This window comes from Bacillus sp. PSXD-155, from assembly GCF_049310765.1.
Taxonomy (GTDB): domain Bacteria; phylum Bacillota; class Bacilli; order Bacillales; family Bacillaceae_G; genus Bacillus_A; species Bacillus_A cereus.
Genome location: NZ_JBMOWC010000018.1, coordinates 1 through 20,589 on the forward strand (window position 1 = coordinate 1; position 20,589 = coordinate 20,589).

A 20,589-nucleotide genomic window follows, 5' to 3' on the forward strand; every position below is an offset into this window, starting at 1 on the left:
TTACGTTTCTTTTAAATACTTGGTTTAAATGGATTAGATTAAGTAACTATTGTTCTAGCTTTTTGATAATCAAGACAACTGAAGAAAGGAAGGAATCATTTTATGAAAAAATTAAGGCTGCTAACATTTGAAAATATAGTAGAACCCCTTTTAAATGAAAAGGTATCATTTATATACTTTCCTATTGAATGGCTGGACATCGTAGAGATACATTATAAGACATTTTTATTAACGAGTAAGTTGAAACGTTTGAATGAAAGATTGTATGATATGTTTTCGGATATATTGTTTATTCAGCATAACCCGTACGTATTAAATGAAAATACACCATGGATTGTATCGAAAGAACCTATTAGACAAGAGCAGCTCGATTATATTTTTCAAAGTTGGTATGAAATTATTCATGATTGGAAACCAAATAGATTAGTAGAACCACCAAAATATGAATGGCAATCCGATTTGATTTCTAATTTGCCAATACTACATGATAATGAAACGTATTCTAAGTGGGTGCCCGCTTTAATCTCACATATTTTTTGTGAGCGTCCTATATATTTAGAAAATACAAATGCAGAAGAAATCTATTTTTCCCCTCTTAGATCACAAAATATTTGTGAGGCGATGTCAGGGCCGATAAAAGATGAAAAAACACAAGATTTTTTCTCCTATGTATATCGATTCGAATGCATAACCCGCGGTGGTGAGAACGCTCCATTATTAAATATTTCAATAGGAATTCGGAGATTTTATCAAGAATATAAGATGATAGGTCAAGCAAACCTTGATATGACAACGTTTGCTTGACTTTTTTTGATAAAATGCAAACATTTTGCAAACATAGGTTATCCAAAGATACTTTTACCGAAGTTTTTAACTGCTTCTTCCTGCATATTCGGTAAAACATGAGAATAGACACTTAATGTCATTGAAATATCTGTATGACCTAATCGCTCACTGATGATTTTAGGGTTAACCCCTTGTTTCAATAGTAGAGTTGCGTGTGTATGTCTTAAATCATGGAATTTAATTTCTTTTATACCTACTTTGTGTGTCATTCTAATGAAGCTTTTTCTGAAATGTGCTCTTTTTATGATTCTTCCAAACTCATTACAATTTATTAAATCTTGATCTAGATAAGCAGAACCAAACCTTAATTTCTCTTTATTGATTAAAATTTTATGTTTTTTTAAGGCTGCTATTGTTTCATTAGGTACAGGAATTGTGCGTTTTGATGAATTTGTTTTTGCAGTTGTTTTGATTTTATTGTCATGACCAGATGTTTGATTTATTGTAACAGTATGTTTTTCAAAATCAATGTCCTGCCATCGTAAACCTAGAACTTCTCCCAGACGCATACCTGTAGTTATTGCAAGTAGATACCCAATGTGATATCGTGATTCTTGTGAATGAGCTAAAAACTTTTTTACTTCTTCCTCTGTCCAAGTCTGGATAGGGGTTTTTTCTTTTTTAGGTATCTCAGCAAAATCTGCTGGATTTCGAGAGATAATATTTTGTTTTACGGCTAGGTTTAAAGCGCTCTTTAAAATTCTATGCATAAGCAGAATAGAATTGTTTGCAATCCCTTTATCTATCGCTTTCTTATAGCATTTTTGAATGTGCATAACATTTAATTTATGGAGCGCGACCATTCCTATACTAGGTATAACATGTTGGTTGATAAATGCCCTATAGCCAGCAAAGGTACTCTTTTCTATGCTCATACTTTTAATTTCTAGCCAATGATTTAGGTAATCTTTTAGCGTAACTTTAGATGGCTCTATAAAAGTTCCTTCATTCAACTCTGTAATTTTCTTTGCCACATCAGCCTGTGCTTCTTTTTTTGTCTTATACCCAGAAAACCACTTCTGTCTTCTTTTTCCTGTCTCTGGATCAGGCCCGATATCAATAACAATACAATACTTATTTCCTCTTTTTCGAATATGTCCTTTCACTTAAAACACTCCTTCATTTGTTTTGAATCATGTTGTATAAGTCTAGTTGTAATTTTGCTGCTATGAAAATTACATGTTTGGACATATCAGCGATGGATATATTCTACCATATATAAACAAATTCAGTTAAAGGATATGATTGTCATCCAATGTTAAATAATAGTAAAATATTAATAGAATTAGATAAAGGGGGATGTAAGACTATGAGAAAATTCACAAATGATCCAGGCGGACATAAAGTAACTAATCCTGGTGTAGGGTGGCATAATGAACCGGGTGGTGGTTGGAAACACAATCAAGAACCTGGTACAGGGTGGAAAATGATTTCTGATCCAGGAGGCGGTGGATGGGATATAAGTTTAGACCCTGGAACAGGCATATAGTACATAGGTGGAGCTTAACGGCTCTTTTTTTATTGTAGAAAAAAGAGCCGTTAGGCTCCCTTGAGAAACGTTGATATATAACGATTTTAAAACTTTCTCAATAAGAATCAGATAACTACACGACTGAATTTTGGAAAAAATGTGATATTATGAAAATAATAAAATAAACGGACGTGAAAAAGACCTACGACTGTGCAAGTGGTGCTCGCAACACCCTTACACCGTCCTCCCTAAACGCGCTAGGGAAAACACTTGTCATAAGTCTCAAACATAATTATAACACATAACCTAGATATAATGGCACGTTTTCCTGTAAATATAAGACATCTAGGGTAACGTTGTCTTTTTTGTCCATAAGGAGGACAAGGATTGTGCAAGTTTTATTGGATTTAAATGACATGCAGGAGTGTCTAAAATCAAATGGTTATACAAATCGTAAATTGGCAACACGTTTTAAAGTAACGCATACAACAGTAAATAGTTATTTTAAGAAGCAAGGTAAATTTGATTTTATGCACTTGGTTGATGCGCTGAAGCTATATAAGCCTAAAAATATTGATTTTAGAAGGGAATGCATCAAAGAGTGTATACCTACACTATCACATAAAAATTTGAAATTAGCATTAGAAGTGTTAGATATGTTTGGAGAATATGATCTTCAAGACCTAGTAATTCAACGAATAATGAGTTTTAAAACTAATAAAAATAAAAGCGAAGAAGAAAAGAAAAAAGGCAATTCAAAAACTGTAAGGATAAATTTAAATTTGGTTCCATTATACAAAACATTAAGAGAAAGAAGTGAAAATACAACTACTCCTAAGAGGTTCTTTGAGAAAGTTGATAAAATGAGAAAAAATCAAAAATACTCAGATAACGAGCTGGTAATAATATCTGTTTTAAATACAATTTACTCTTTTTTTGATTTAGGTAATTATAAGATGGTCAATGAACATATTCAGCAATTATTACCGGACATCTTGGGAATTAAATGTCATACCTTAAGAGATTCTCTTTTATTAAGAATAAAAGAAATGGAAGTTTTCGTTGCACTTCACGAAAATAATTTAGACGAATCACGTGAATTATGTTTTGAAATAATAAATGATCAAAGTAATTGCTATGTCAGCACAAAGGCAGTAGCATATTGCAAAATTGGAGAAAGTTATGTTTTCTCTGATTATCAAAATGCTAAAGAGTACATGGAGAAATCATTAAATATAATTGGTGTTCCAGTGAATAAAAAATTAGAAGTAAGAAGAGAAAAAGTACTTAATACACTATTATTTTTAAGAATATATCATGAAAAAGATTTACATACCATTAACCCAGAAAATCTAGATGATGCTGAAAAAGCATTCTTATATGTAAAGCTAGGTGAAAATCAAAAAGCGATTAAAATTTTACAAGCTTTACAAAATACAAATGGATATCTTAGTAGTTTTCAATTGTACTATATGGGGCTTGCGGTCGGAGGAGAAGAAGGGAAGAAATACCTAGAAATGTCTATAGAAAGTTTTTCTAAATCAGGTGATTATTTCTATATATTCCTACCAAAGACAGCATTGAAATGCTATAATTGAATTATACAAAAAGGGTGGTGAAACGCTTGAAAAATAAGCTTTTGAAAATAGTTTTCACTATTGCTACTGTAGCTTGTCTTTCTATCACAGCTTTTCAGGTGACAGAAAAAGATAAGGTGCAAAGTGCTAAAGAACAAAAAACAACTTTATATATGATTGATCCAGGCCCAGGAGGCGGGTAATTAATATAATATTAGAAATGACACTATCAAATTGATAGTGTCATTTCTGCTTTATAGGGAATGGAAATATTTTGACTGAAACGACAAAAACTTTCCACTTTAAGACGGTTAATATATAAAACAGGATGTAAGGGGAGAATTAAGGATGACGAAAGAGGAAATTGTAATCCTATTTTTAGATACTGTGAAAGAATATGCACCAGATCAATTAGAAGAATATATAGCAGAAATTAAAAAAATAGCCATTCCTAATTAAGGGGCTATTTTTCTGTTTTATTATGGTGTTTGCTAAGAGCTTGAGCGATAGCTAACATTTGTTCTAACGCCATATCTTCTTTATCCTTTGGCAGCGGTTCTAGCCATTCCATGATTTCTTTGAATTTTTTATATTTATCATCACTAGAGTCGTCATCTTTATTTTCTCCGTACAAATAATTTACAGGTACATTAAATCTCTTCGCTATCTTTTCTATGGTTTCACGACTTGGGAATGCTTTTCCATTTTCAAACTTTGAAACAGTCCCTTTAGTTAAATCCACTTCTTTTCCGAATTGTTCTTGATTCATTTTGTTATCTATTCGAATTTGTTTAATTCTATCCTTCATTTCCATATTTAAATACTCCCCTTTTTACGATATATCGTAAATTACGTTAATTACATTATAAAGTTTCCTAGCAAGAAACGTAAAGAGTAAAAAAAGTTTCCTTCTCTGAAATTTTTTTGTTAAAAATACTTGAAGTTTCACGTTATGAAACTTATAATGAGTTTGTAAGCATCAGAAGGGAGTGATCAGATGCAAAATCAAAAACAACTAACGGCACTTCAAAAAGCTTTTGAAGATTCTGGTCTTAAATATCATGAATTAGCTAATATGGTTGGTATATCAAAGTCTTACTGCTATAAAATTATAAATTATAATCTAAGAGTTTATTATGATGTAGCTGTAAAAATATCAAATGTTTTAGGTAAAGAAACCGACATTCTATTTAATGAACAGGAAAAAAATTTTGAATATGAAGTTTCATTGGATGAAACTAAAGGGTGAAAAAAATGAGCCAATTACAAGTTTTGCAACATCCAGTAAATGAGTTTGTTTTTATGGAAGGGAATTAATTTGTTCATGATGGTGGAAAGAAACTTTTCGCAGCAACTTGGAGAGACGTAAAATCAGCGTTTGCAGTATACAGTTATTGCAACATTTTACAGAAAGATTTCAATGAAGAGATATCATACATAAAAGCATGACGGCCAAGGTTAGTATGATTATCCATCGTTAATATAATTTTGGAAGGAGAAAAAAGAAATGGGATTAGATCAAATCATTAAAGAATCAATCCGCGAAGTTGTTCGAGAGGAGATACAAGCTGCTTTAGCGCAGTTCCAACAACAATCACAACCAAACAAAGTAATGAGGGTGAAAGAAGCAGCAGAATATCTTAATATCGCTGTTTGTAGAATGTATGAATTAGCAAGTCATCCACAGTTTCCAGTGATTAGGGAAGGGCGCAAATTACTTTTCCTACAAAAGGATTTAGAAGCTTGGCTTGAAACACAAAAGGAGGTGATTTAGTGGAAGATACAACATCGTTAGTTATATTCGCAATGTTTATCGCGTGCAGCGCATTGTTACTTTACATTACTTATGAACCAATAAAACAGTGGGCTTGGAGTGACGTAAAACAAAATAAAAAGACCCATGGCAGTGGGTCCTTTAAGAAAAAACAGTTGTTATAAGTATATCACGAAAAGTAGGGAAATAGTAGGTGCGTCTAACTGAATATCAAGTGCTATTACCTAATAAGTTTTGGAACTTAGCAAAGAGCAGGGATGAATTAAAGCAAATGGTTGAACAGTATTTCAAGGCTGGTTATCCGCATTATGAAATTCAACGAATTATCAAAAGTGGACAAGTATATGTGGCGGTTTGTACAAGGAGGTAAATAAATGGCAACATTTCGAGTTAGTAAAAGTAAAAATTACACAACCATTAATAATACAGGTCTTCGAGATGAACGTTTAAGTTGGAAAGCAAAAGGAATATTGGCTTACATTTTATCGTTACCAGATGATTGGGTGTTTTACATGGAGGAAATATCTACTCATGCGAAAGATGGAATTGATAGTTTAAGAGTAGGAATAAAAGAACTAAAAAAATTCGGTTATGTTAGAAGGTTTCCTGTAAAAAACGAAAAGGGAAAGATTACTAACTGGGAGACAATTATTTATGAAGTTCCACAAGTGGAGAATCCAGATATGGAAAATCCACTTGTGGAAAAATCACAAATGGAAGTTCCATTTATGGAAAATCCCAAGCTACTAAGTACTAAAGAACTAAGTACTAATAAACAAAATACTAATATACAAAGTAGTGGTAGCATCTTCTCTTTCTACGAAAATAATTTCGGTATTTTAAATTCATTCATAGCCGAAAGTATTTCGCAATGGGTAAACGATACAAGCGAAGAACTTGTACAAGCAGCTATGGAGCGTGCTTTGAAACAGCAGAAGAAATGGAATTATGCTGAGGGGATTTTAAAACAGTGGGTTAATAAAAACATTCGTACTTTAGCTGATGTTAATGCAGCAGAAATAGAGTTTAAGAACAAAGGTAAAAAAGGAGCGAATAGAAATGGCAACACCAATGAAAAAATTGGCGGAATCCCTGGAATCGAAGGTGAATTACCATTCTGATCAATGTATGAATCACTCCTATGTAATAGGTGGACAAACAATCATTAAGCCAATTCAAATGATTATTTATCAAGGAAAACCTGTTTGCCCAAGATGTGTAGTTGAGCAAAACGATAAAGTTTTGGAAGAACAAGCTAACGCTCATTATAAGAAGATTAGCCGTTTACAGAAATTCAACATGCTGGAAAAGGCTAGTGTTATTACAAATAAGAAAATTCCTCTTTCAAGATTATCTGATTACAGAACCGGATGTGATGAAACGATTAGTCACAAGAAAGCTGTAGAAGAAACCTTGGAGGATTTAAAGAACGTAGAAATTAGAAAAGTTGTATTTACAGGAAATCAAGGGACGGCAAAAAGTTTCCTAGCATACAGCATGCTTCATGAATTAAATCAATATTTTTGGGATATCAGTCAAAAAGAAGAAAATTATCATCTTATGAAAAGTTGCTTGTACGTTGAATTAGAAGCAATAACAAGAATGATTATGGATTCTTTTGATGATAAGAGCAGTAAATATACACTTCAATATTTCGTTCAATTAATTGGACAAGCTGATTTTGTTGTGTTAGATGATCTTGGCGCAGAAAGCGGGTCAACTGATTCGAATAGACAGGCATCGGATTTCATTCAACGCCTTTTATATGCGGTATCAAACGCTAGACAAGGAATGAGTACATTTACCACAACAAACTTTACTGGAAAACAACTCTTTAATAAATACGATGCTAAAACAGTTAGTCGTTTATTAGGTGATTCAAAGGTATTGAAATTTACAACAGCTGATCAAAGGCTTGCAAATTTAGGTTTCTAATAAGGAGGAATAAAAAATGAAAAAAATTCAATTAACGGATGGAATGCCGACAAATGCTAGAAGAGAAGACCTTAAAAAAGATACGGAGAATTTATTGGTGAACATTAAAGAAGAATGCTTAAAAAGTGAATTAAGTTATGTGGAGGTAAATAAGGCCCTTCATCTAGCTGATGAAGAGCTTTACAAAAGCGTAATTCATAATACGTTCAAAAAGTCTTAAAATAATTCGAATTGATCTTCTTCTAACTCTTTTTTATACGCATCATATTGGTCTTGATTAGCACCTACAACATAGGCGGTGTTGTAGTATGTTTGCTCATTGTAGAGATCAATTACTTTCGTGCCAACATGTAATAAAGTCCAACCTTTTGCTAAATAATCGTTGGCACGTGAGTTAGCGGAATCATCATCAAATTCTAAAGTAAATACAATATCTTTCATTAAATTTCCCTCCCTTCAAGGGAGATTATACCAAAATAGTAGGTTTGAGTGGGAAAAGATTCTAATAAGGAGGAATAAGCATGTGTGTATTATGTCATGATACAGGAATTATTCGTAAAGAAACTTATCCAGGTGTAGCTCTAACGGAAGGCTGTAATTGTGAAGTAGCGATCCAGCAACAAGAAGAAAACGATAAGCGTTGGCAAGCATGGTTAATCAAATTTGAATCAATGAAACAAGAGTTGCAGCGGAATCAACAACAAAAAGTAAGTTAACAAGAAAAAGGGGGATTTCAGTCGTATGAAGCCTACGAAAGTTGAAATTGATGTTACAGATAATAAAATTTACGTGGTCAAAAATGGTGAAGTTACTCCGCTGAATCCTCCAGCAACAGGGTTTGGGGAACAAATCATTACGTGGCAAAGTGGGAAGGTTGATCGGGTATCAACTACGTATACGGAAAAAATTAAATAACTGGGGATGCGATTATGAAGCAATTAACGATTGATGATTTAATGGGAAGTTTCTACTACAACGCTATAAGCACCAGTGAGAAGTTTTTGAATCTAAGCTTTGAAGTACATTTTTACGATAAAGAGGAACGACAAAAAATGGATTGTTTTGATGCTAAAACGGAAGTTGAAGCTTGGAATGCTGCGATAGAAGAGCATGGCAATGGAATTCAGAAGATTATGATAACTTTTTCAGATCGTACTAGGGCAGAATTTTTGGCGCTTGATTAGGAGAGAGATAGAACTGGGGAAAATGCCTCAGTACGATTCGAGAAATCGATTGTGAGAAACTGAAGGAATTAAAAAAGGAGCTGGAGATAATGAAGGAAGTAATCAAGGAATATATAAATAAATTGCAACAATCAGCGCTAGAAAACAGAAAGGGATCTGACAAAGCGTATGATGCTGGAGATTTAGGTTTATCAGGTTACTATCGTGGTCAATGGATTGCGAATGAGGGAACAGCAATTGCATTAGAGACTATCTTAAATCAGCACAGAGAAAAAATGTAGGTTCAGATTTATTAAAGTCAGACCAAATTTGAATTTTATAAGAAAAGGGGAATGAGAGACATGAAATGGATGTACAACCTTGATAGTAATAATGAGATTTGGACAAGTGATAACTATGAAACAAAAGAAGAAGCTATTCAAGCAGCTTTAAAAGATTGGACAGATAGAATGGTAGCGGATAGAGCGGCAGTTGATAATGAATTCCAAATTGGGCAATTCAAACAGTATGCGCCATGGATCAATGCAGATGTGTTGTTGGACGAATTGTATGAACGGGCAACCGATGAATGTGGAGAAGTTGCAGAATCTTGGCTTTCAGGTGTACCGATGGAAGAAGGGGAGAAGCTTCAAGAACAAATTAATAAGGTAGTTACAGAATGGCTAAAAGGAATAAATGAGCATCCTAGCTTTGGTTCAATTGAAAATATTGAAACGTTAGATGCTAGCAAAATTGAATATAAAGAAAACTAAACAAAAGCGTTATTTTAATCGAAAAGGGGAATGGAAGATGGATATTTGCGCATTTACAGATGGAAGTTCATATACACAATTCGTTGGTAAGAAGTCGCTCTATGAAAGTAAGGAGAGTTTCGCTAAAGAGTGTACTAAGGAGTTCTGTTACATCTTAGAAGATATATTTTCAGAGCAAGAATACCTAAAGGTAATGAGCGAGATTACTTCAGAAGTCGTACATGATAATCTCTATTGTCGATATTATCCTAGAATGCCAGAAGAAATGTCGTACTTGGATTTGGAATCAGGTTACCTGTTTTGTGATAAAAGTAAGGGTGCTTTTGAGGTGTATGTTATCGACATAGAAGAGTTAAAGAACTTAATAAAATAGTTATTGTATAATGACAAAAATTAAAGAACCTGTTAGTTATAACAGGTCCTGTGTACAAGGAGTTCAAGGAATACAAGGGAACTGGGTTAGAGAAACCTTTGCATTGCTTGATTTAATAGTAATGTATTCAAAATAAACAAAAAAATGAATAAAAGTTAAATAAAAGCCTTATTTAATTAAAAAATCGCGTACAAAAAATGTACACGATTATATAAAACTATGTCTTGTCTGCTCTTTGCATTTTATGTTTATTGTATGTAAAACGTGATACATCTAAATAAATTAAAAGAGCACCTTTAAAAGTGCTCTCTGACCAAAACTAATGTTGAAAAAGAACACCCAAGATATTATATGTATGTTTTTTAGATAGGTGTAATTTAAAAATGAAATCTTTATTTAAATAAAAAGAGCGCTAATCGAGAGCGCTCCTTATGCCTCATTATAACGACAGTGACGAACTCACATTATATAGAAAGGCACTATTATTGTATGTCAAAGTCTGAGATTAGTGAATGGATTTAGATAAAATCGTAAAGGGATTATCTGAGATGAGTTTCAGCTAATCCCGAACCAATCATAGAGAGGAGAATGTATATGCAAGCGAAGACAATGCCTAAAATTATTAAACTAATAAAAGCAAATGTTTTGGCTGTACCTTTCGGAGCCAAAATAGCTAAAATAATTGAGATAGGTATCAAAATTAAAACAGGACCGACAAAATACAGATTGAAAAATAAGAATGCAGTTAAAAACATTGAAATGAAACCAAAGTATTCTCTCATTGCGTTATCCCTTCTCGAAAAGTAAATAATACAGATTATACCATATAGAAAATGAATAAAAGTGATTTTTCAATAAAAACGCTATTTGATTAAAAAGAAGTTAGATAAGGATGAAGAATAGTCATCTCTTATGCTGGGGAGGTTAACAGATATCTAAATTAATTAAGGATGAGTATATGTTGAAAAGTAAAGTGATTAGTTTGTTTTTTGGAATTATAATGGCAATTTCATTTTTAAATCCGTTAGATACCAAAGCGTTTAATATTGATGATCAAGAGTTTTATAATTCTTATAATACTTTATTAGCACCATATGCAAGTCAAGTTATCAGAAGGAAGCTTGGACCAGATCGTCAGTATAGTTTAACGGACACAAAAATTATAAAAATTGAACGGTTCCCAAAAGAAAACTTTAATTTTATTGTTACAGTTCAATATAAAACTTATATAGGAGCTCATAACCCTCCGAATGGCATAGAAACTATTACTTTTAATATAGATCCAAGTGGAGTAAAGGTTATAAATTTTGTTCATAAGGATACTTAAAGAAGAAATGATATTCTCCATACATTGATGAGAAGGATATTTGAATTGAAAAATAAAACAAAAATTTCATTTTATAGAAATAAGGAAACTAAAAAAGAGCACCATGCATCAGTGCTCTTTAAGATAGGAGGTAACACTTTGAGCTGGATGGTTAGGTTAAAAGTATATGATGTAGAAAAGGAATAAGACTAAATTTTATTATTAACTCAATATAAAAGAGCAATTAGCTTTTGCTAATTGCTCGGCCCAAGGTAATAGACATAGAGTGGGTATTAGTAAATTTGGCTATTCACGAGCCTGTTTACAGTGTAACCAAGATTTTTTTAATGTATTCCCTCTTTAAAAACCTTATTTAAACAGTGTTATTTAAAGAGGGAGTGGAGTAATGAAAAAGAATACTTTTCCTTTAAACATGAGATGATTTTTTAATTCTCAATATTATATGAGTGTTAAGACAAAAATGTGTAATTAAAAGAGCAGCTAGAAAAAGCTAACTGCTCAGGTCAGGGAACTACTGCTGATAGGGGTTCATTAATATGAGTTTTGGCTATCGCCTATGCACAGTATTGACGGAATATCGAGTTTTATTCAAGGGGGAGAGGGAAATAAATAATTTTAACTTGATACAACTTGGTCTTGATCAGCAACATCAGAATCAAATGTATTCGTTGCACTAACACCGTTAAAGGTATTAACAACAAAAGAAACATTTGATGCCCCTGAACCATTATAAGATTTTGTATTCTCTTTTGGAGATACGTTATAAAAATCCCCTAAATTAAAAGCACCATTACTGTTTTGAACGACAAGATTTCCAACGACAGAAGGCATAGTATACACCTGCTTTCCTAGAACGTATATAAATTAGTATATGGTGTATTCGTCTAGAGGTTCATTTGGATCTAAGATTTCAAAGTTATCGCTCGTGAAGATTTTAATAAAATAATCCTTTGAATAGAAAGTGAGGTTAGGAGAATGACTGATTTAAAGAAAAATTAGAAAAGCAATTGCTCGTCGCACAAAGGCAGTAGAAAAATATCAAGTTGATAACGCTTGGAGAAATATTTTTGTGAAAGCTGGAATAATAAAATAACAGTACTGGAGGGATAGAAAATGAATGGTAAACAGTTTTTCGGAATGTATTTGGCTCTTTACTTAATCATCATGTTTGTGACCTTTAGTAATGCGAAAAGCTTCATACAAGCTGGAATTATTATGGTACTTGTAATTTTGATTTCAGAAGTTGATCATAGATATGGATTTTATAAGGGAAGCAAGAAAGCTAAAAGCAAACAAATATAGTCCGGCTAGAAAACTAGAGGACACCAATTCATTAAAGCAGCAATAAAAGCTGTTTTAGGAATAGGTGTCCTTTTTATTTTGAAAATGGAGATGGGGAAATGAAGGGGTTAAAGGATCAGTTACGTGAATGGAAAAAGCAATCGAATCAAGCAAAAAAGAAAAAGAAGAAAAAACGAAAAGAGAAATTTAGCACTCGTGAAATTGAGGATTTAATGGGGATGCATAGACCTTGTTATGAACGAAGACGTGGAGCAATAAGACAAAAGTAATCTAAAAATAAAAAGGAGTGGTCTTACATGACTAAACAATTATCTTTCTTACCAAAAATTGATAGAATAGCGACACAAGAGAAATTAGAAGGTGTGTTGGAAAGCGTACGTATACATAGACAATTCGGGATGATGCGTAAAGAAATGAAAGTCACTCCTTCTTATGAAATACGCGAGCACGGTCCTACACATACAGTTGGTAAGCCGTTAGAAGATGTTGCTATAGCAAATATCCAACAAAGTAAACGAGAAGAATGGTTAGCAATAATGTCATTACGTATTAATCAATTTCTAAATCGATTAGGAAATGGGCGTGCAGGAATCATCCAAAGGGATATCATTTATAAACGTTATTTAGAAGAAGAGGATGTATGTGATTACATGGTTTATAACGAAATTGGAATGTCAGAGCGTACTTATCGACGTTGGAAGTCTAAAGCGTTTTATAAGCTTGCTTTTGCACTCGGATTAGAAGTTTACGAGACAGAAGAGACTGGAGGTAATGAATAATGAATTTTGTTCAGCCAATACGTGATTCAGAAGAAATACAGCAGCTAAAAGATTATTTTAAAGAAAAGAGCTTACGTAATTACATTCTCTTCATTATGGGTATTAATACAGGTCTTAGAATCTCAGATATTTTGAAACTGAAGGTAGAAGATGTCAAAGGTAGTCATATATCCATGAGGGAAAAGAAAACAGGAAAGCAGAAAAGAATACAAATTACTGCAGTGCTGAAAAGAGAACTTAAATGGTTTATTGAAGAAAGAGAAGACAATGAGTATCTATTGCAAAGTAGACAAGGAAAGAATCGTCCTATTGGTCGTAGCATGGCATATAAGATACTCAGTGGAGCAGCAGCAGAGTTTGGATTAGATGAGATAGGAACACATACGTTAAGAAAGACGTACGGGTATCATATGTACATGCAAACGAAAAACATAGCATTACTCATGGAGATATTCAATCATTCGTCAGAGAAGGTCACATTACGTTATATAGGTGTTAACCAAGATGCAATGGATAAAGCAATGAGTAGGTTTAAAATCTAATCACCGCTTATTTCTTTTTAAATCTAGGGGTATTGTAGCATTTTGGAAAAACTCACGCTAAGAGTAAGCAAGATCTTATACAGTTCTAGTAACAAACAAGAACCCTAAAACCGCGCTAGGATAGGAATGTATAAAAAAATGCATAGATCCATAGAACAAAAAAGAAGGTTTCTTGGTGAGAGTACAGTTTCCTTCCTTTTCCTTGCTACCGATAATGATACGTTATGTTAACCGAGCATGTATATGGTATACATTGTTTCTTGTTCAATTAACTGGCAGTTTAGTTATACAAGTAATTGGATATTTGTGGTAAGATGAAGGTGAATGAGAGAAGAATTTATGGAGGTTACTCTATGGACTACAATCTTTTTAGAACTTTACCAGAAATACCAAATCCTAAATACATTGTATTTAGTGATTTTGATGAAACGTACTTTCCTCACCAATTAACCGCTGAACGAAAAAGTCAAATACAAGCATTAGAACAGACTATCGTAGAAAAAAGTAGGGTTTCTGGTTTACTTTTTGGCTTGGTAACGGGTAGTAACATTGAGGCTGTTCTTGAAAAAATGAAGAGGGGTGGATTTCAGTATCTTCCTCATTTTATTGCAAGTGATTTGGGAACAGAAATTCATTATTTCAACAAGTTAAAACAAGGTGAAATTGATGAAGAATGGCTTAGCAGGTTTGATAATGGCAATTACCATCCCGATAAAATAAAAGAGATAATTGATTTGTTAGCTTCTAAAAATATTGCTTTAGATAGCCAATCACAGATGGGTGCATCAAAATACAAAAGCAATTACTACTATTTCTGCAAGAATGAAGAGGACGATCAATTAAACCTTAACCATATTAGACAAATTGCTAGTGATTTTAAAATTAGTATAAACATCAATCAATGTAATCCTTTGGCTGGAGACCCAGAGAATGCATATGATATTGATTTTATCCCTTTAGGGACTGGAAAAGACGAGATTGTGAGATATATATTAGCAAAATTTAAGATAGACCGACAAAATGCAATTGCCTTCGGTGATAGTGGTAATGACTTAAAAATGTTACAGGCTGTAAAATTCGGTTATTTACTTGAGAACGCTACAAGTGAGGCGAAAAATGGACATGGACGTTTAACCATAGGTTCTTATTCAGAAGGGATACTTAACACCATTAAAGAACTAGTTGTGTAGTAGTGATTGAAACCATTTTTTATAAGTTTTTAAATTAAATGGTCTTTGTTTGTGAAACAAACGGGTGCTAATGTTAAATAAACAAGATACATTGACTTCCGCTTTCGATAATTATGTAAATAAGCTGTCCACATGGGCAGCTTATTTTATTTTTCCACATAGCATAGGTTATTTTGCAAAATGCTGGTGGCATCTCTATACAGTTACTCATAATTTTTGTACTGTGTAACTCAAAAGAGAAAGTTAAATGAAATCAATGATACCAAGGGATTCAGCGAAGGGGTCAGTTACACACAATATAAGATATGGGTATGTCAATACTATTAAAATACTAATGTTATTTGTTAAAATTAAACAATAAGGAGGTGATATCATGAAAACGTATATTATTTATAACTTGTCTGTTAAAGGATTGGATGAAGAAATTAAATTCGATAAGGGGTATCTATATGTACATGAATCGAATTATATTAATTGGAACATTGATATTGACGGGGCAGAACAGGTTTCGGTATTTAGAAATGCAATAAGAAATAGAGAATATTTAGCATTATCTATTTTCACTAGTAATAAGAACCATTTCAAGGGAACTGTTATGGTTAAAAACATAACTAATGATTCAATTGAATTAAAAGGATCTGGTGAATTATTAGGTTATGTAGAGGAATAAAATAAGTGGCAGAGTCGTGACCGCTTTTTGGCAGGAAATGTGCCGGTTGTTTTGGAATTAACATGATATATTTGTATTGTGAGTAGTGGCGGAAAACACAACTTATAATGTTCCTTTATAATCTATATGTTGTCTAAACGATTTCATAATGATGACACATAAAATCCGAAACCAGCAGGTGGTAACAATTGAATGATACCATTATTAAGGAGAGCTTTTGCTCTTCTTCCAATTACTTGGTAAAGGACGGACAAATAGAGAAAGTAAAATTAGGTAGTTGGAAGAAGAAAAATAACACTTCATTTACCGTAATTAAAGCACAAAAACATTAACTAATAAAAAGGAATACCAATAAATATTATAATTTGTGTTTCTTATTGAGTCTGGCAATATTGCTAGGTTGATTGGTAACATGAAATATTTTTGCGTAAAATCCCCAAAAACATCACTTTCAATTTGTCCATTTTATGGTATAGGTGGTAGAGTTATCTTATGGGATACTGAGATCCTATAAGGAGTAATGAAGAACATAAAAATATAAAATTTCATAATCATATTAAGCGGATTGTGTAATGTGGAATAGGGGACTTTTTATGACTTTTAGTACTGTTACTGGTATGGGAGAACTGAAAATTGAGGCGTATGAACCATGTCCATGTGGTTCGGAAAAAAAGTTTAAGTTTTGTTGTTATCCAAAAGTAAAAGCATCTAAGCCGAAGGAATATGATTATTCGGACAGTAGAATCAATCATATTATGACGAAATCTTGGGAAAGTACTGATTTTGAAACTTGTATGGCTTTTGAAAAAGAGACTTGTCATAAGCTAATAAAAGGAGCGCATTCTATTCAAAATAACCGTATTTTAAATAGAATAAGTAAGGATGGACACGTTTATAGAATTGTAGGTAATGTAGAGAAACAGGATTTAAACACTGAATTTAAAAAAATTAGTAAAAATAAAGCCAGTACTTTTTTAGGTTTTTGTGAGGTACATGATACTGAACTATTCCTGCCTATTGAACAAAAAGAATACAATAATGAACCGATTCAAAATTTTTTATTTGCTTTTAGAGCTCATGCCATACAGTTCCATAAGAAACAGCGTGAATTGAAGAGTGTTCAAAATCTTTTTAAAGAATTTCCATATTTATTGGTCAATCCAACAATTATTAATTGGTACAGAGTAACTTTACTCGCTATGTCGGATTGTGAACGTGATTACTCTATTTTTAGAAATCACTATTTATCTGGTAATTTTGATGGGTTAAGAACTATTCATCGCAAACTAGACTTTGAAGTTGATTTTGCAGTTTGTTCATCATTTGCTGTTCAATATGATTTAAATAAAAAACAAATAAACGATATTTACTTCGATAAATCGGATGAGAAAATGCCATCAATTTATATAAATGTGTATCCAGTAGAAAATGGTACAAATATTATTTTATCCTATCATTTAGAAGATGAAATGAAATATAAAGAATATTTCAATCAATTGGAGTCACTGTCACTTAAAGAGTTGTTAAAACATTTGAGTTTTTTAGTTATAGAATATGCTGAGAATGTATTTTTTAATCCAGGTTACATTGAAGATTTGACTGATAATCAAGAAGAATCGATACTTAAAAGTTTTAGCTCCTCCATAAATGTTTTAGAGAAATTAGACCTAATAATGGACGATAATTACTATAATTTCAATTTGTTTATTGATAAAAGTACCAATTAGGTGCTTTTTTTTATTTCGTAAAGATAAAGGCTGGTGTAACTATGAAACCTTTAACAATACAAGAGATTAATAAGCTATATGAACAAGATAATATCATTAAATTCTATAAGCATCCTTACTGGAGAAGGAACATTAGGATTAAGGCGTTAGAACGAGATAATAACGAATGCCAGGAATGCAAGCGTAAAGGTAAGTATAGCAAGGGTAGGAACGTCCATCACATTAAGGAGTTATGTGATAGACCAGACTTAGCATACATACTAAGCAACCTAGAAACGCTATGCATTCGCTGCCATAACTATATTCATAGCAAAGAGAAGAACATAGTGAAGAAGCGTTGCACGATAGTAGATGAGGAGAAGTGGTAAGTGTGGACAGCCTAACGATACAAAGTAACACGTATGAATTAAATATTATAAGACAAATAGAACGAAAGAAACCTAATGATCGTACAATCGCTGATACTTCTTTATATAAACAATTCAAGACTGACATCTACACAACATACAAACAGATAAGACACATATGTAATCCAAGAGCATGTGAGAAGGCTACACTTGAAACTGTAAAGAAAAGTCTACGTGAACATTGGCTAGAACAATATCTAAATATGAAATTAACAGAAGCTCACATTGTTATTGAATATGCTGAGCTATTCTTTGGTTTAGCTATAAAATAATTTAATACAAATCCTTTGAGATACCCCCCGGGTAAAATATAGAAACAATTTTGCTGGGGGACCGAGCAACGCGAGGGGGGATTTCTCTTTTTATTTTCGCGTTACGCGCGTGGGAATAGAAAAAAAGGCAAAAAAAATACCATCCCTTCTCTGGGATGATTAAAATTTTCGATATGTATTTGTAATCAGTGGACCGTCGCCACTGTTTCCTTCTAAGTAAAACTATACATGATTATTCTCGTCTTTACAAGTGTCATTTTTAAAATTAATCTTCGAAAAAATCCAATGAAAAAGCGGGGTGGTGATATTGTGAGCGGAAAACAAAGTAAATATAAATTAGCGTTCAAAGATTTCTTAGAAGGTGTTAAATACAAGGATATCGCGGATAAATATGGCGTATCTGTTAGCACTGTTAAATCATGGCGCAGCCGTTATTGGGAAGACATGATAAATGAAAAAGGTCTAAAAAATGTTTCGGAAAAGGTTGCAAAACTTCAAAAAAACAGAGAAAAAACGCTTAGAAATAAAATAAGAGATGATTTATATGAACAACTCGGCACGAACGGTATCATACACGCTCATTTTATGGATTTAGTAGAAGATTATATGTCATTTTGGGATATAAAAAACAGATTGATAGCTGATGTAAAAGATCGCGGTGTATCTGTACTAGGCGCTAATGGATTTATGAAAAAAAACGATAGCATTAACGAGTTGAATAAAACTAACACGCAAATGTTAAAGATTCTTAACGAGTTAGGACTTAAGGCGGTATGTGAGGATGATGACGATGATGCAGAAGTCTAATCTTCCTTATAAATATCATCCTTTCATTAGTGAGTACATGCATGCTGTGGAAAGCGGATCTATCCGTTCTTGTAATGAACAAAAACAATTAATGACCTTAGTTCGAAAAACTTTAGATGATCCAAATGTTTATGTTGATGTTCAGGCTATTGAGGATAGTGTTAATATCCCAGCTAAATATTTTCCATTCGAATTATTCGCATGGCAACGTTTTGTTAACGCTTGTGTGTTCGGCGTTCGTTATAAGGACACCAATCGTCTTGTTTGGAATCAAATATTAATACTGATGGGACGTGGCGGTGGTAAAAACGGATATGCCGGATATTTAAACTTCTATATGCTATCTAAACAGTTTGGTATAGATAGATATCACATTGAATGGATCGCGACATCTGAAGAACAAGCAAAAACTACATTCGATGACGTGAAGGAAGTAATAGAAAATCCTGCAAATAAGGTTTTAAAGAAATCATTTAGTGCTACAAAGGTACTAATTAAACATAAAACAAACAAATCTCACATGAAATTCAATACTTCTAATGCTAGAACGAAAGATGGACGACGTCCTGGATCAGTTTGGTTCGATGAAATTCATGAATATGAAGATTATAAGTCGATTAAAGTATTCCGTTCAGCCTTGGGTAAAGTTAAAGATGGACGAACTTTCTATTTAACAACGGATGGATATGTCCGTGGTGGCGTTTTGGATGATATGAAAGAGAAGGCTCGAATGATTCTAAGTGGCGAAGTTGAAAGGAGTAAGTTATTCCCCTTCATCTGCAAATTAGACTCCGAAGAAGAAGTCGAAGATATTGCAAACTGGGAAAAAGCCAATCCTTCTATTCGAGATAATATGGAATTATTCGAAACGATGAAAGAAGAATGGGCCGATTGTCAAACCAACATTCCTATGCATGTTGAATTCATGACAAAACGGATGAACATTCCGAAGCAGCTATTTCAACATAAAATCGCTACTTATGAGGATCTTCTTGCAACAGATCAACCTTTACCTGATGATTTACACAAATATGAATGTATTGGTGGTGTAGATTACGCAGAATTACGCGATTTCTGCAGCGTCGGTTTGCTATTCAAACGGCAAGGGAAGCGTTATTGGATTCACCATACCTTTATATGGCATCAGGCATTGAAAATGCAGGATATTAATCAAGATATTATAGATATAGGTGTTGAAAAAGGACTCTTCACCATCGTCTATGATAAAGAAATCGAGCCCAAACGTGTTATCAATTGGTTTTTAGAAAAATCGAAAACATACGACATTAAGCGTATCGCGATTGATAAATTCCGTTCTGTAATCTTGAAACCTTTATTAGAAGAAGCTGGTTTTAACGAAAGAGTTGAGATAGTAAGGCGCGGGCAGTACATTCATGCTATGTTAGACCCATTAATCCAACATCTATTCATAAATCATAATATTATTTTCCACGACGATCCTGTTATGCGTTGGTATTGCGGGAATGTTTATGTGGACGAACTAGGAAATGGCTCAAAAGAATATAAAAAAATCGACCCTGTCAAAAGAAAAACTGACGGGTTTTTTGCGTTCACACATGCGCTCAATTTCGACGGTGATCTTGAAGACTATGCAGTCGATTTAAACGATATGCAAGTATGGTCATTCTGAGAA

The 20,589-nt window shown here is 33.0% G+C and carries 35 protein-coding genes and 1 pseudogene; 32 read left to right on the forward strand and 4 right to left on the reverse strand.

The genetic code is table 11. The annotated features are described in order from the left end of the window. The first annotated feature begins 102 nt into the window (after nucleotides 1-102). On the forward strand, nucleotides 103-804 hold the full coding sequence (locus ACO6VI_RS19435; protein WP_422423855.1) for a pPIWI_RE module domain-containing protein: 702 nt from the start codon (nucleotides 103-105) through the stop codon (nucleotides 802-804). A gap of 38 nt (nucleotides 805-842) precedes the next feature. Here ACO6VI_RS19435 and ACO6VI_RS19440 read toward each other — a convergent pair whose 3' ends face one another. After that, nucleotides 843-1,952 carry a tyrosine-type recombinase/integrase gene (locus tag ACO6VI_RS19440; RefSeq protein ID WP_422423857.1) on the reverse strand — a complete coding sequence of 370 codons (1,110 nt, stop codon included), beginning with the start codon at nucleotides 1,950-1,952 and terminating at the stop codon, nucleotides 843-845. 203 nt (nucleotides 1,953-2,155) lie between these two features. Here ACO6VI_RS19440 and ACO6VI_RS19445 point away from each other — a divergent pair, with 203 nt between their 5' ends. From ACO6VI_RS19445 to ACO6VI_RS19455, 3 genes are all read left to right on the forward strand, one after another. After that, complete coding sequence (locus tag ACO6VI_RS19445; RefSeq protein WP_318160694.1) at nucleotides 2,156-2,335, forward strand: hypothetical protein; 180 nt, start codon at nucleotides 2,156-2,158, stop codon at nucleotides 2,333-2,335. 371 nt (nucleotides 2,336-2,706) lie between these two features. Further along, the gene (locus ACO6VI_RS19450; protein WP_422423858.1) at nucleotides 2,707-3,915 is read left to right on the forward strand and encodes an AimR family lysis-lysogeny pheromone receptor; all 1,209 of its coding nucleotides are present in this window, start codon (nucleotides 2,707-2,709) and stop codon (nucleotides 3,913-3,915) included. Between the two features lie 26 nt (nucleotides 3,916-3,941). Beyond that, nucleotides 3,942-4,097, forward strand: a complete 156-nt coding sequence (locus ACO6VI_RS19455) for a hypothetical protein (protein WP_000791664.1) — start codon at nucleotides 3,942-3,944, stop codon at nucleotides 4,095-4,097. A 260-nt stretch (nucleotides 4,098-4,357) separates the two neighbouring features. On the opposite strand, the gene ACO6VI_RS19460 is transcribed toward ACO6VI_RS19455, so the two are convergent. Next, nucleotides 4,358-4,708, reverse strand: a complete 351-nt coding sequence (locus ACO6VI_RS19460; protein ID WP_000425256.1) for a helix-turn-helix transcriptional regulator — start codon at nucleotides 4,706-4,708, stop codon at nucleotides 4,358-4,360. Nucleotides 4,709-4,891: 183 nt separating this feature from the next. On the opposite strand from ACO6VI_RS19460, the gene ACO6VI_RS19465 reads away from it, so the two are divergent. The 8 genes and pseudogenes from ACO6VI_RS19465 to ACO6VI_RS19500 all read left to right on the forward strand — a co-directional run bounded on the left by ACO6VI_RS19465 (nucleotide 4,892) and on the right by ACO6VI_RS19500 (nucleotide 7,823). Next, on the forward strand, nucleotides 4,892-5,143 hold the full coding sequence (locus tag ACO6VI_RS19465; protein ID WP_422423861.1) for a helix-turn-helix domain-containing protein: 252 nt from the start codon (nucleotides 4,892-4,894) through the stop codon (nucleotides 5,141-5,143). 98 nt (nucleotides 5,144-5,241) lie between these two features. Beyond that, nucleotides 5,242-5,343 (forward strand): annotated as a pseudogene (locus tag ACO6VI_RS19470) (hypothetical protein); the annotation flags it as partial. Between the two features lie 58 nt (nucleotides 5,344-5,401). Beyond that, nucleotides 5,402-5,668, forward strand: coding sequence for a helix-turn-helix domain-containing protein (locus ACO6VI_RS19475; protein ID WP_000522024.1), 267 nt, complete (start codon nucleotides 5,402-5,404; stop codon nucleotides 5,666-5,668). Next, nucleotides 5,668-5,832: a hypothetical protein gene (locus ACO6VI_RS19480; protein ID WP_000390298.1), complete on the forward strand. Its 165-nt coding sequence runs from the start codon at nucleotides 5,668-5,670 to the stop codon at nucleotides 5,830-5,832. The genes ACO6VI_RS19475 and ACO6VI_RS19480 overlap by 1 nt, the downstream gene beginning before the upstream one ends. A 29-nt stretch (nucleotides 5,833-5,861) precedes the next feature. Continuing rightward, nucleotides 5,862-6,038 carry a hypothetical protein gene (locus ACO6VI_RS19485; RefSeq protein WP_422423863.1) on the forward strand — a complete coding sequence of 59 codons (177 nt, stop codon included), beginning with the start codon at nucleotides 5,862-5,864 and terminating at the stop codon, nucleotides 6,036-6,038. Nucleotides 6,039-6,042: 4 nt separating this feature from the next. Beyond that, nucleotides 6,043-6,789, forward strand: coding sequence for a DnaD domain protein (locus ACO6VI_RS19490; protein WP_422423865.1), 747 nt, complete (start codon nucleotides 6,043-6,045; stop codon nucleotides 6,787-6,789). Beyond that, on the forward strand, nucleotides 6,728-7,603 hold the full coding sequence (locus tag ACO6VI_RS19495) for an ATP-binding protein (RefSeq protein WP_422423867.1): 876 nt from the start codon (nucleotides 6,728-6,730) through the stop codon (nucleotides 7,601-7,603). The genes ACO6VI_RS19490 and ACO6VI_RS19495 overlap by 62 nt, the downstream gene beginning before the upstream one ends. 16 nt (nucleotides 7,604-7,619) lie before the next feature. Then, a complete protein-coding gene (locus ACO6VI_RS19500) occupies nucleotides 7,620-7,823 on the forward strand; it encodes a hypothetical protein (protein ID WP_422423869.1) in 204 nt (67 codons plus the stop codon). Here the strand turns inward: ACO6VI_RS19500 and ACO6VI_RS19505 are convergent. Beyond that, the gene (locus tag ACO6VI_RS19505) at nucleotides 7,820-8,044 is read right to left on the reverse strand and encodes a hypothetical protein (protein WP_000652092.1); all 225 of its coding nucleotides are present in this window, start codon (nucleotides 8,042-8,044) and stop codon (nucleotides 7,820-7,822) included. The genes ACO6VI_RS19500 and ACO6VI_RS19505 overlap by 4 nt on opposite strands. 80 nt (nucleotides 8,045-8,124) lie before the next feature. On the opposite strand from ACO6VI_RS19505, the gene ACO6VI_RS19510 reads away from it, so the two are divergent. The 8 genes from ACO6VI_RS19510 to ACO6VI_RS19545 all read left to right on the forward strand — a co-directional run bounded on the left by ACO6VI_RS19510 (nucleotide 8,125) and on the right by ACO6VI_RS19545 (nucleotide 11,239). Then, nucleotides 8,125-8,319, forward strand: coding sequence for a hypothetical protein (locus ACO6VI_RS19510; RefSeq protein ID WP_097966240.1), 195 nt, complete (start codon nucleotides 8,125-8,127; stop codon nucleotides 8,317-8,319). A 25-nt stretch (nucleotides 8,320-8,344) separates the two neighbouring features. Then, complete coding sequence (locus ACO6VI_RS19515) at nucleotides 8,345-8,518, forward strand: DUF3954 domain-containing protein (protein WP_086410650.1); 174 nt, start codon at nucleotides 8,345-8,347, stop codon at nucleotides 8,516-8,518. A 14-nt stretch (nucleotides 8,519-8,532) separates the two neighbouring features. Beyond that, complete coding sequence (locus ACO6VI_RS19520; protein WP_422423871.1) at nucleotides 8,533-8,787, forward strand: hypothetical protein; 255 nt, start codon at nucleotides 8,533-8,535, stop codon at nucleotides 8,785-8,787. Nucleotides 8,788-8,876: 89 nt separating this feature from the next. Beyond that, nucleotides 8,877-9,068, forward strand: a complete 192-nt coding sequence (locus tag ACO6VI_RS19525) for a glyoxalase (RefSeq protein ID WP_422423873.1) — start codon at nucleotides 8,877-8,879, stop codon at nucleotides 9,066-9,068. A gap of 60 nt (nucleotides 9,069-9,128) precedes the next feature. Beyond that, entirely contained in the window at nucleotides 9,129-9,539 is a 411-nt protein-coding gene (locus tag ACO6VI_RS19530) for a hypothetical protein (RefSeq protein ID WP_422423875.1), read from the forward strand. Nucleotides 9,540-9,576: 37 nt separating this feature from the next. Beyond that, on the forward strand, nucleotides 9,577-9,912 hold the full coding sequence (locus ACO6VI_RS19535; protein ID WP_422423876.1) for a hypothetical protein: 336 nt from the start codon (nucleotides 9,577-9,579) through the stop codon (nucleotides 9,910-9,912). 594 nt (nucleotides 9,913-10,506) lie between these two features. Continuing rightward, complete coding sequence (locus ACO6VI_RS19540) at nucleotides 10,507-10,719, forward strand: hypothetical protein (protein WP_141544207.1); 213 nt, start codon at nucleotides 10,507-10,509, stop codon at nucleotides 10,717-10,719. A 151-nt stretch (nucleotides 10,720-10,870) separates the two neighbouring features. Further along, nucleotides 10,871-11,239, forward strand: coding sequence for a DUF3888 domain-containing protein (locus ACO6VI_RS19545; protein ID WP_422423878.1), 369 nt, complete (start codon nucleotides 10,871-10,873; stop codon nucleotides 11,237-11,239). A 615-nt stretch (nucleotides 11,240-11,854) separates the two neighbouring features. Here ACO6VI_RS19545 and gerPF read toward each other — a convergent pair. Then, nucleotides 11,855-12,070, reverse strand: coding sequence for a spore germination protein GerPF (gerPF, locus tag ACO6VI_RS19550; RefSeq protein WP_061884034.1), 216 nt, complete (start codon nucleotides 12,068-12,070; stop codon nucleotides 11,855-11,857). 163 nt (nucleotides 12,071-12,233) lie between these two features. On the opposite strand from gerPF, the gene ACO6VI_RS19555 reads away from it, so the two are divergent. The 12 genes from ACO6VI_RS19555 (at nucleotide 12,234) to ACO6VI_RS19610 (ending at nucleotide 20,586) form a co-directional block, all read left to right on the forward strand. After that, nucleotides 12,234-12,332, forward strand: a complete 99-nt coding sequence (locus ACO6VI_RS19555) for a DUF3983 domain-containing protein (RefSeq protein ID WP_098394420.1) — start codon at nucleotides 12,234-12,236, stop codon at nucleotides 12,330-12,332. A 20-nt stretch (nucleotides 12,333-12,352) separates the two neighbouring features. Beyond that, nucleotides 12,353-12,541: a hypothetical protein gene (locus tag ACO6VI_RS19560; protein ID WP_078400816.1), complete on the forward strand. Its 189-nt coding sequence runs from the start codon at nucleotides 12,353-12,355 to the stop codon at nucleotides 12,539-12,541. A gap of 98 nt (nucleotides 12,542-12,639) precedes the next feature. Continuing rightward, a complete protein-coding gene (locus ACO6VI_RS19565) occupies nucleotides 12,640-12,810 on the forward strand; it encodes a hypothetical protein (RefSeq protein ID WP_000677276.1) in 171 nt (56 codons plus the stop codon). Nucleotides 12,811-12,837: 27 nt separating this feature from the next. Beyond that, entirely contained in the window at nucleotides 12,838-13,320 is a 483-nt protein-coding gene (locus tag ACO6VI_RS19570) for an ArpU family phage packaging/lysis transcriptional regulator (protein WP_088065331.1), read from the forward strand. Beyond that, the gene (locus ACO6VI_RS19575; protein ID WP_422423881.1) at nucleotides 13,320-13,862 is read left to right on the forward strand and encodes a site-specific integrase; all 543 of its coding nucleotides are present in this window, start codon (nucleotides 13,320-13,322) and stop codon (nucleotides 13,860-13,862) included. Before ACO6VI_RS19570 ends, ACO6VI_RS19575 begins: the two co-directional genes overlap by 1 nt. 353 nt (nucleotides 13,863-14,215) lie before the next feature. Beyond that, entirely contained in the window at nucleotides 14,216-15,052 is an 837-nt protein-coding gene (locus ACO6VI_RS19580; protein WP_088338339.1) for an HAD-IIB family hydrolase, read from the forward strand. Nucleotides 15,053-15,425: 373 nt separating this feature from the next. After that, the gene (locus ACO6VI_RS19585) at nucleotides 15,426-15,722 is read left to right on the forward strand and encodes a hypothetical protein (RefSeq protein ID WP_098834292.1); all 297 of its coding nucleotides are present in this window, start codon (nucleotides 15,426-15,428) and stop codon (nucleotides 15,720-15,722) included. Between the two features lie 593 nt (nucleotides 15,723-16,315). Then, on the forward strand, nucleotides 16,316-17,449 hold the full coding sequence (locus ACO6VI_RS19590; protein ID WP_422423883.1) for an SEC-C domain-containing protein: 1,134 nt from the start codon (nucleotides 16,316-16,318) through the stop codon (nucleotides 17,447-17,449). A gap of 41 nt (nucleotides 17,450-17,490) precedes the next feature. Next, nucleotides 17,491-17,817, forward strand: a complete 327-nt coding sequence (locus ACO6VI_RS19595; protein WP_098834290.1) for an HNH endonuclease — start codon at nucleotides 17,491-17,493, stop codon at nucleotides 17,815-17,817. Nucleotides 17,818-17,819: 2 nt separating this feature from the next. Then, on the forward strand, nucleotides 17,820-18,128 hold the full coding sequence (locus tag ACO6VI_RS19600) for a hypothetical protein (RefSeq protein WP_176544587.1): 309 nt from the start codon (nucleotides 17,820-17,822) through the stop codon (nucleotides 18,126-18,128). Between the two features lie 309 nt (nucleotides 18,129-18,437). After that, nucleotides 18,438-18,935: a P27 family phage terminase small subunit gene (locus ACO6VI_RS19605; protein WP_000015466.1), complete on the forward strand. Its 498-nt coding sequence runs from the start codon at nucleotides 18,438-18,440 to the stop codon at nucleotides 18,933-18,935. Continuing rightward, entirely contained in the window at nucleotides 18,910-20,586 is a 1,677-nt protein-coding gene (locus ACO6VI_RS19610) for a terminase TerL endonuclease subunit (protein ID WP_098887048.1), read from the forward strand. Before ACO6VI_RS19605 ends, ACO6VI_RS19610 begins: the two co-directional genes overlap by 26 nt. Nucleotides 20,587-20,589: the final 3 nt, after the last annotated feature.

Bases quoted from the DNA above. Each gene is read 5' to 3' on its own strand.
- ACO6VI_RS19495 (WP_422423867.1), top strand. From the start codon at position 6,728: ATGGCAACACCAATGAAAAAATTGGCGGAATCCCTGGAATCGAAGGTG.
- ACO6VI_RS19465 (WP_422423861.1), top strand. From the start codon at position 4,892: ATGCAAAATCAAAAACAACTAACGGCACTTCAAAAAGCTTTTGAAGAT.
- ACO6VI_RS19515 (WP_086410650.1), top strand. From the start codon at position 8,345: ATGAAGCCTACGAAAGTTGAAATTGATGTTACAGATAATAAAATTTAC.
- ACO6VI_RS19595 (WP_098834290.1), top strand. From the start codon at position 17,491: ATGAAACCTTTAACAATACAAGAGATTAATAAGCTATATGAACAAGAT.
- ACO6VI_RS19585 (WP_098834292.1), top strand. From the start codon at position 15,426: ATGAAAACGTATATTATTTATAACTTGTCTGTTAAAGGATTGGATGAA.
- ACO6VI_RS19460 (WP_000425256.1), bottom strand. From the start codon at position 4,708: ATGGAAATGAAGGATAGAATTAAACAAATTCGAATAGATAACAAAATG.
- ACO6VI_RS19610 (WP_098887048.1), top strand. From the start codon at position 18,910: ATGATGACGATGATGCAGAAGTCTAATCTTCCTTATAAATATCATCCT.
- ACO6VI_RS19525 (WP_422423873.1), top strand. From the start codon at position 8,877: ATGAAGGAAGTAATCAAGGAATATATAAATAAATTGCAACAATCAGCG.
- ACO6VI_RS19500 (WP_422423869.1), top strand. From the start codon at position 7,620: ATGAAAAAAATTCAATTAACGGATGGAATGCCGACAAATGCTAGAAGA.
- ACO6VI_RS19520 (WP_422423871.1), top strand. From the start codon at position 8,533: ATGAAGCAATTAACGATTGATGATTTAATGGGAAGTTTCTACTACAAC.
- ACO6VI_RS19560 (WP_078400816.1), top strand. From the start codon at position 12,353: ATGAATGGTAAACAGTTTTTCGGAATGTATTTGGCTCTTTACTTAATC.
- ACO6VI_RS19505 (WP_000652092.1), bottom strand. From the start codon at position 8,044: ATGAAAGATATTGTATTTACTTTAGAATTTGATGATGATTCCGCTAAC.
- ACO6VI_RS19575 (WP_422423881.1), top strand. From the start codon at position 13,320: ATGAATTTTGTTCAGCCAATACGTGATTCAGAAGAAATACAGCAGCTA.
- ACO6VI_RS19590 (WP_422423883.1), top strand. From the start codon at position 16,316: ATGACTTTTAGTACTGTTACTGGTATGGGAGAACTGAAAATTGAGGCG.
- ACO6VI_RS19540 (WP_141544207.1), top strand. From the start codon at position 10,507: ATGCAAGCGAAGACAATGCCTAAAATTATTAAACTAATAAAAGCAAAT.
- ACO6VI_RS19570 (WP_088065331.1), top strand. From the start codon at position 12,838: ATGACTAAACAATTATCTTTCTTACCAAAAATTGATAGAATAGCGACA.
- ACO6VI_RS19435 (WP_422423855.1), top strand. From the start codon at position 103: ATGAAAAAATTAAGGCTGCTAACATTTGAAAATATAGTAGAACCCCTT.
- ACO6VI_RS19510 (WP_097966240.1), top strand. From the start codon at position 8,125: ATGTGTGTATTATGTCATGATACAGGAATTATTCGTAAAGAAACTTAT.
- gerPF (WP_061884034.1), bottom strand. From the start codon at position 12,070: ATGCCTTCTGTCGTTGGAAATCTTGTCGTTCAAAACAGTAATGGTGCT.
- ACO6VI_RS19565 (WP_000677276.1), top strand. From the start codon at position 12,640: ATGAAGGGGTTAAAGGATCAGTTACGTGAATGGAAAAAGCAATCGAAT.
- ACO6VI_RS19445 (WP_318160694.1), top strand. From the start codon at position 2,156: ATGAGAAAATTCACAAATGATCCAGGCGGACATAAAGTAACTAATCCT.
- ACO6VI_RS19490 (WP_422423865.1), top strand. From the start codon at position 6,043: ATGGCAACATTTCGAGTTAGTAAAAGTAAAAATTACACAACCATTAAT.
- ACO6VI_RS19475 (WP_000522024.1), top strand. From the start codon at position 5,402: ATGGGATTAGATCAAATCATTAAAGAATCAATCCGCGAAGTTGTTCGA.
- ACO6VI_RS19580 (WP_088338339.1), top strand. From the start codon at position 14,216: ATGGACTACAATCTTTTTAGAACTTTACCAGAAATACCAAATCCTAAA.
- ACO6VI_RS19545 (WP_422423878.1), top strand. From the start codon at position 10,871: ATGTTGAAAAGTAAAGTGATTAGTTTGTTTTTTGGAATTATAATGGCA.
- ACO6VI_RS19530 (WP_422423875.1), top strand. From the start codon at position 9,129: ATGAAATGGATGTACAACCTTGATAGTAATAATGAGATTTGGACAAGT.
- ACO6VI_RS19535 (WP_422423876.1), top strand. From the start codon at position 9,577: ATGGATATTTGCGCATTTACAGATGGAAGTTCATATACACAATTCGTT.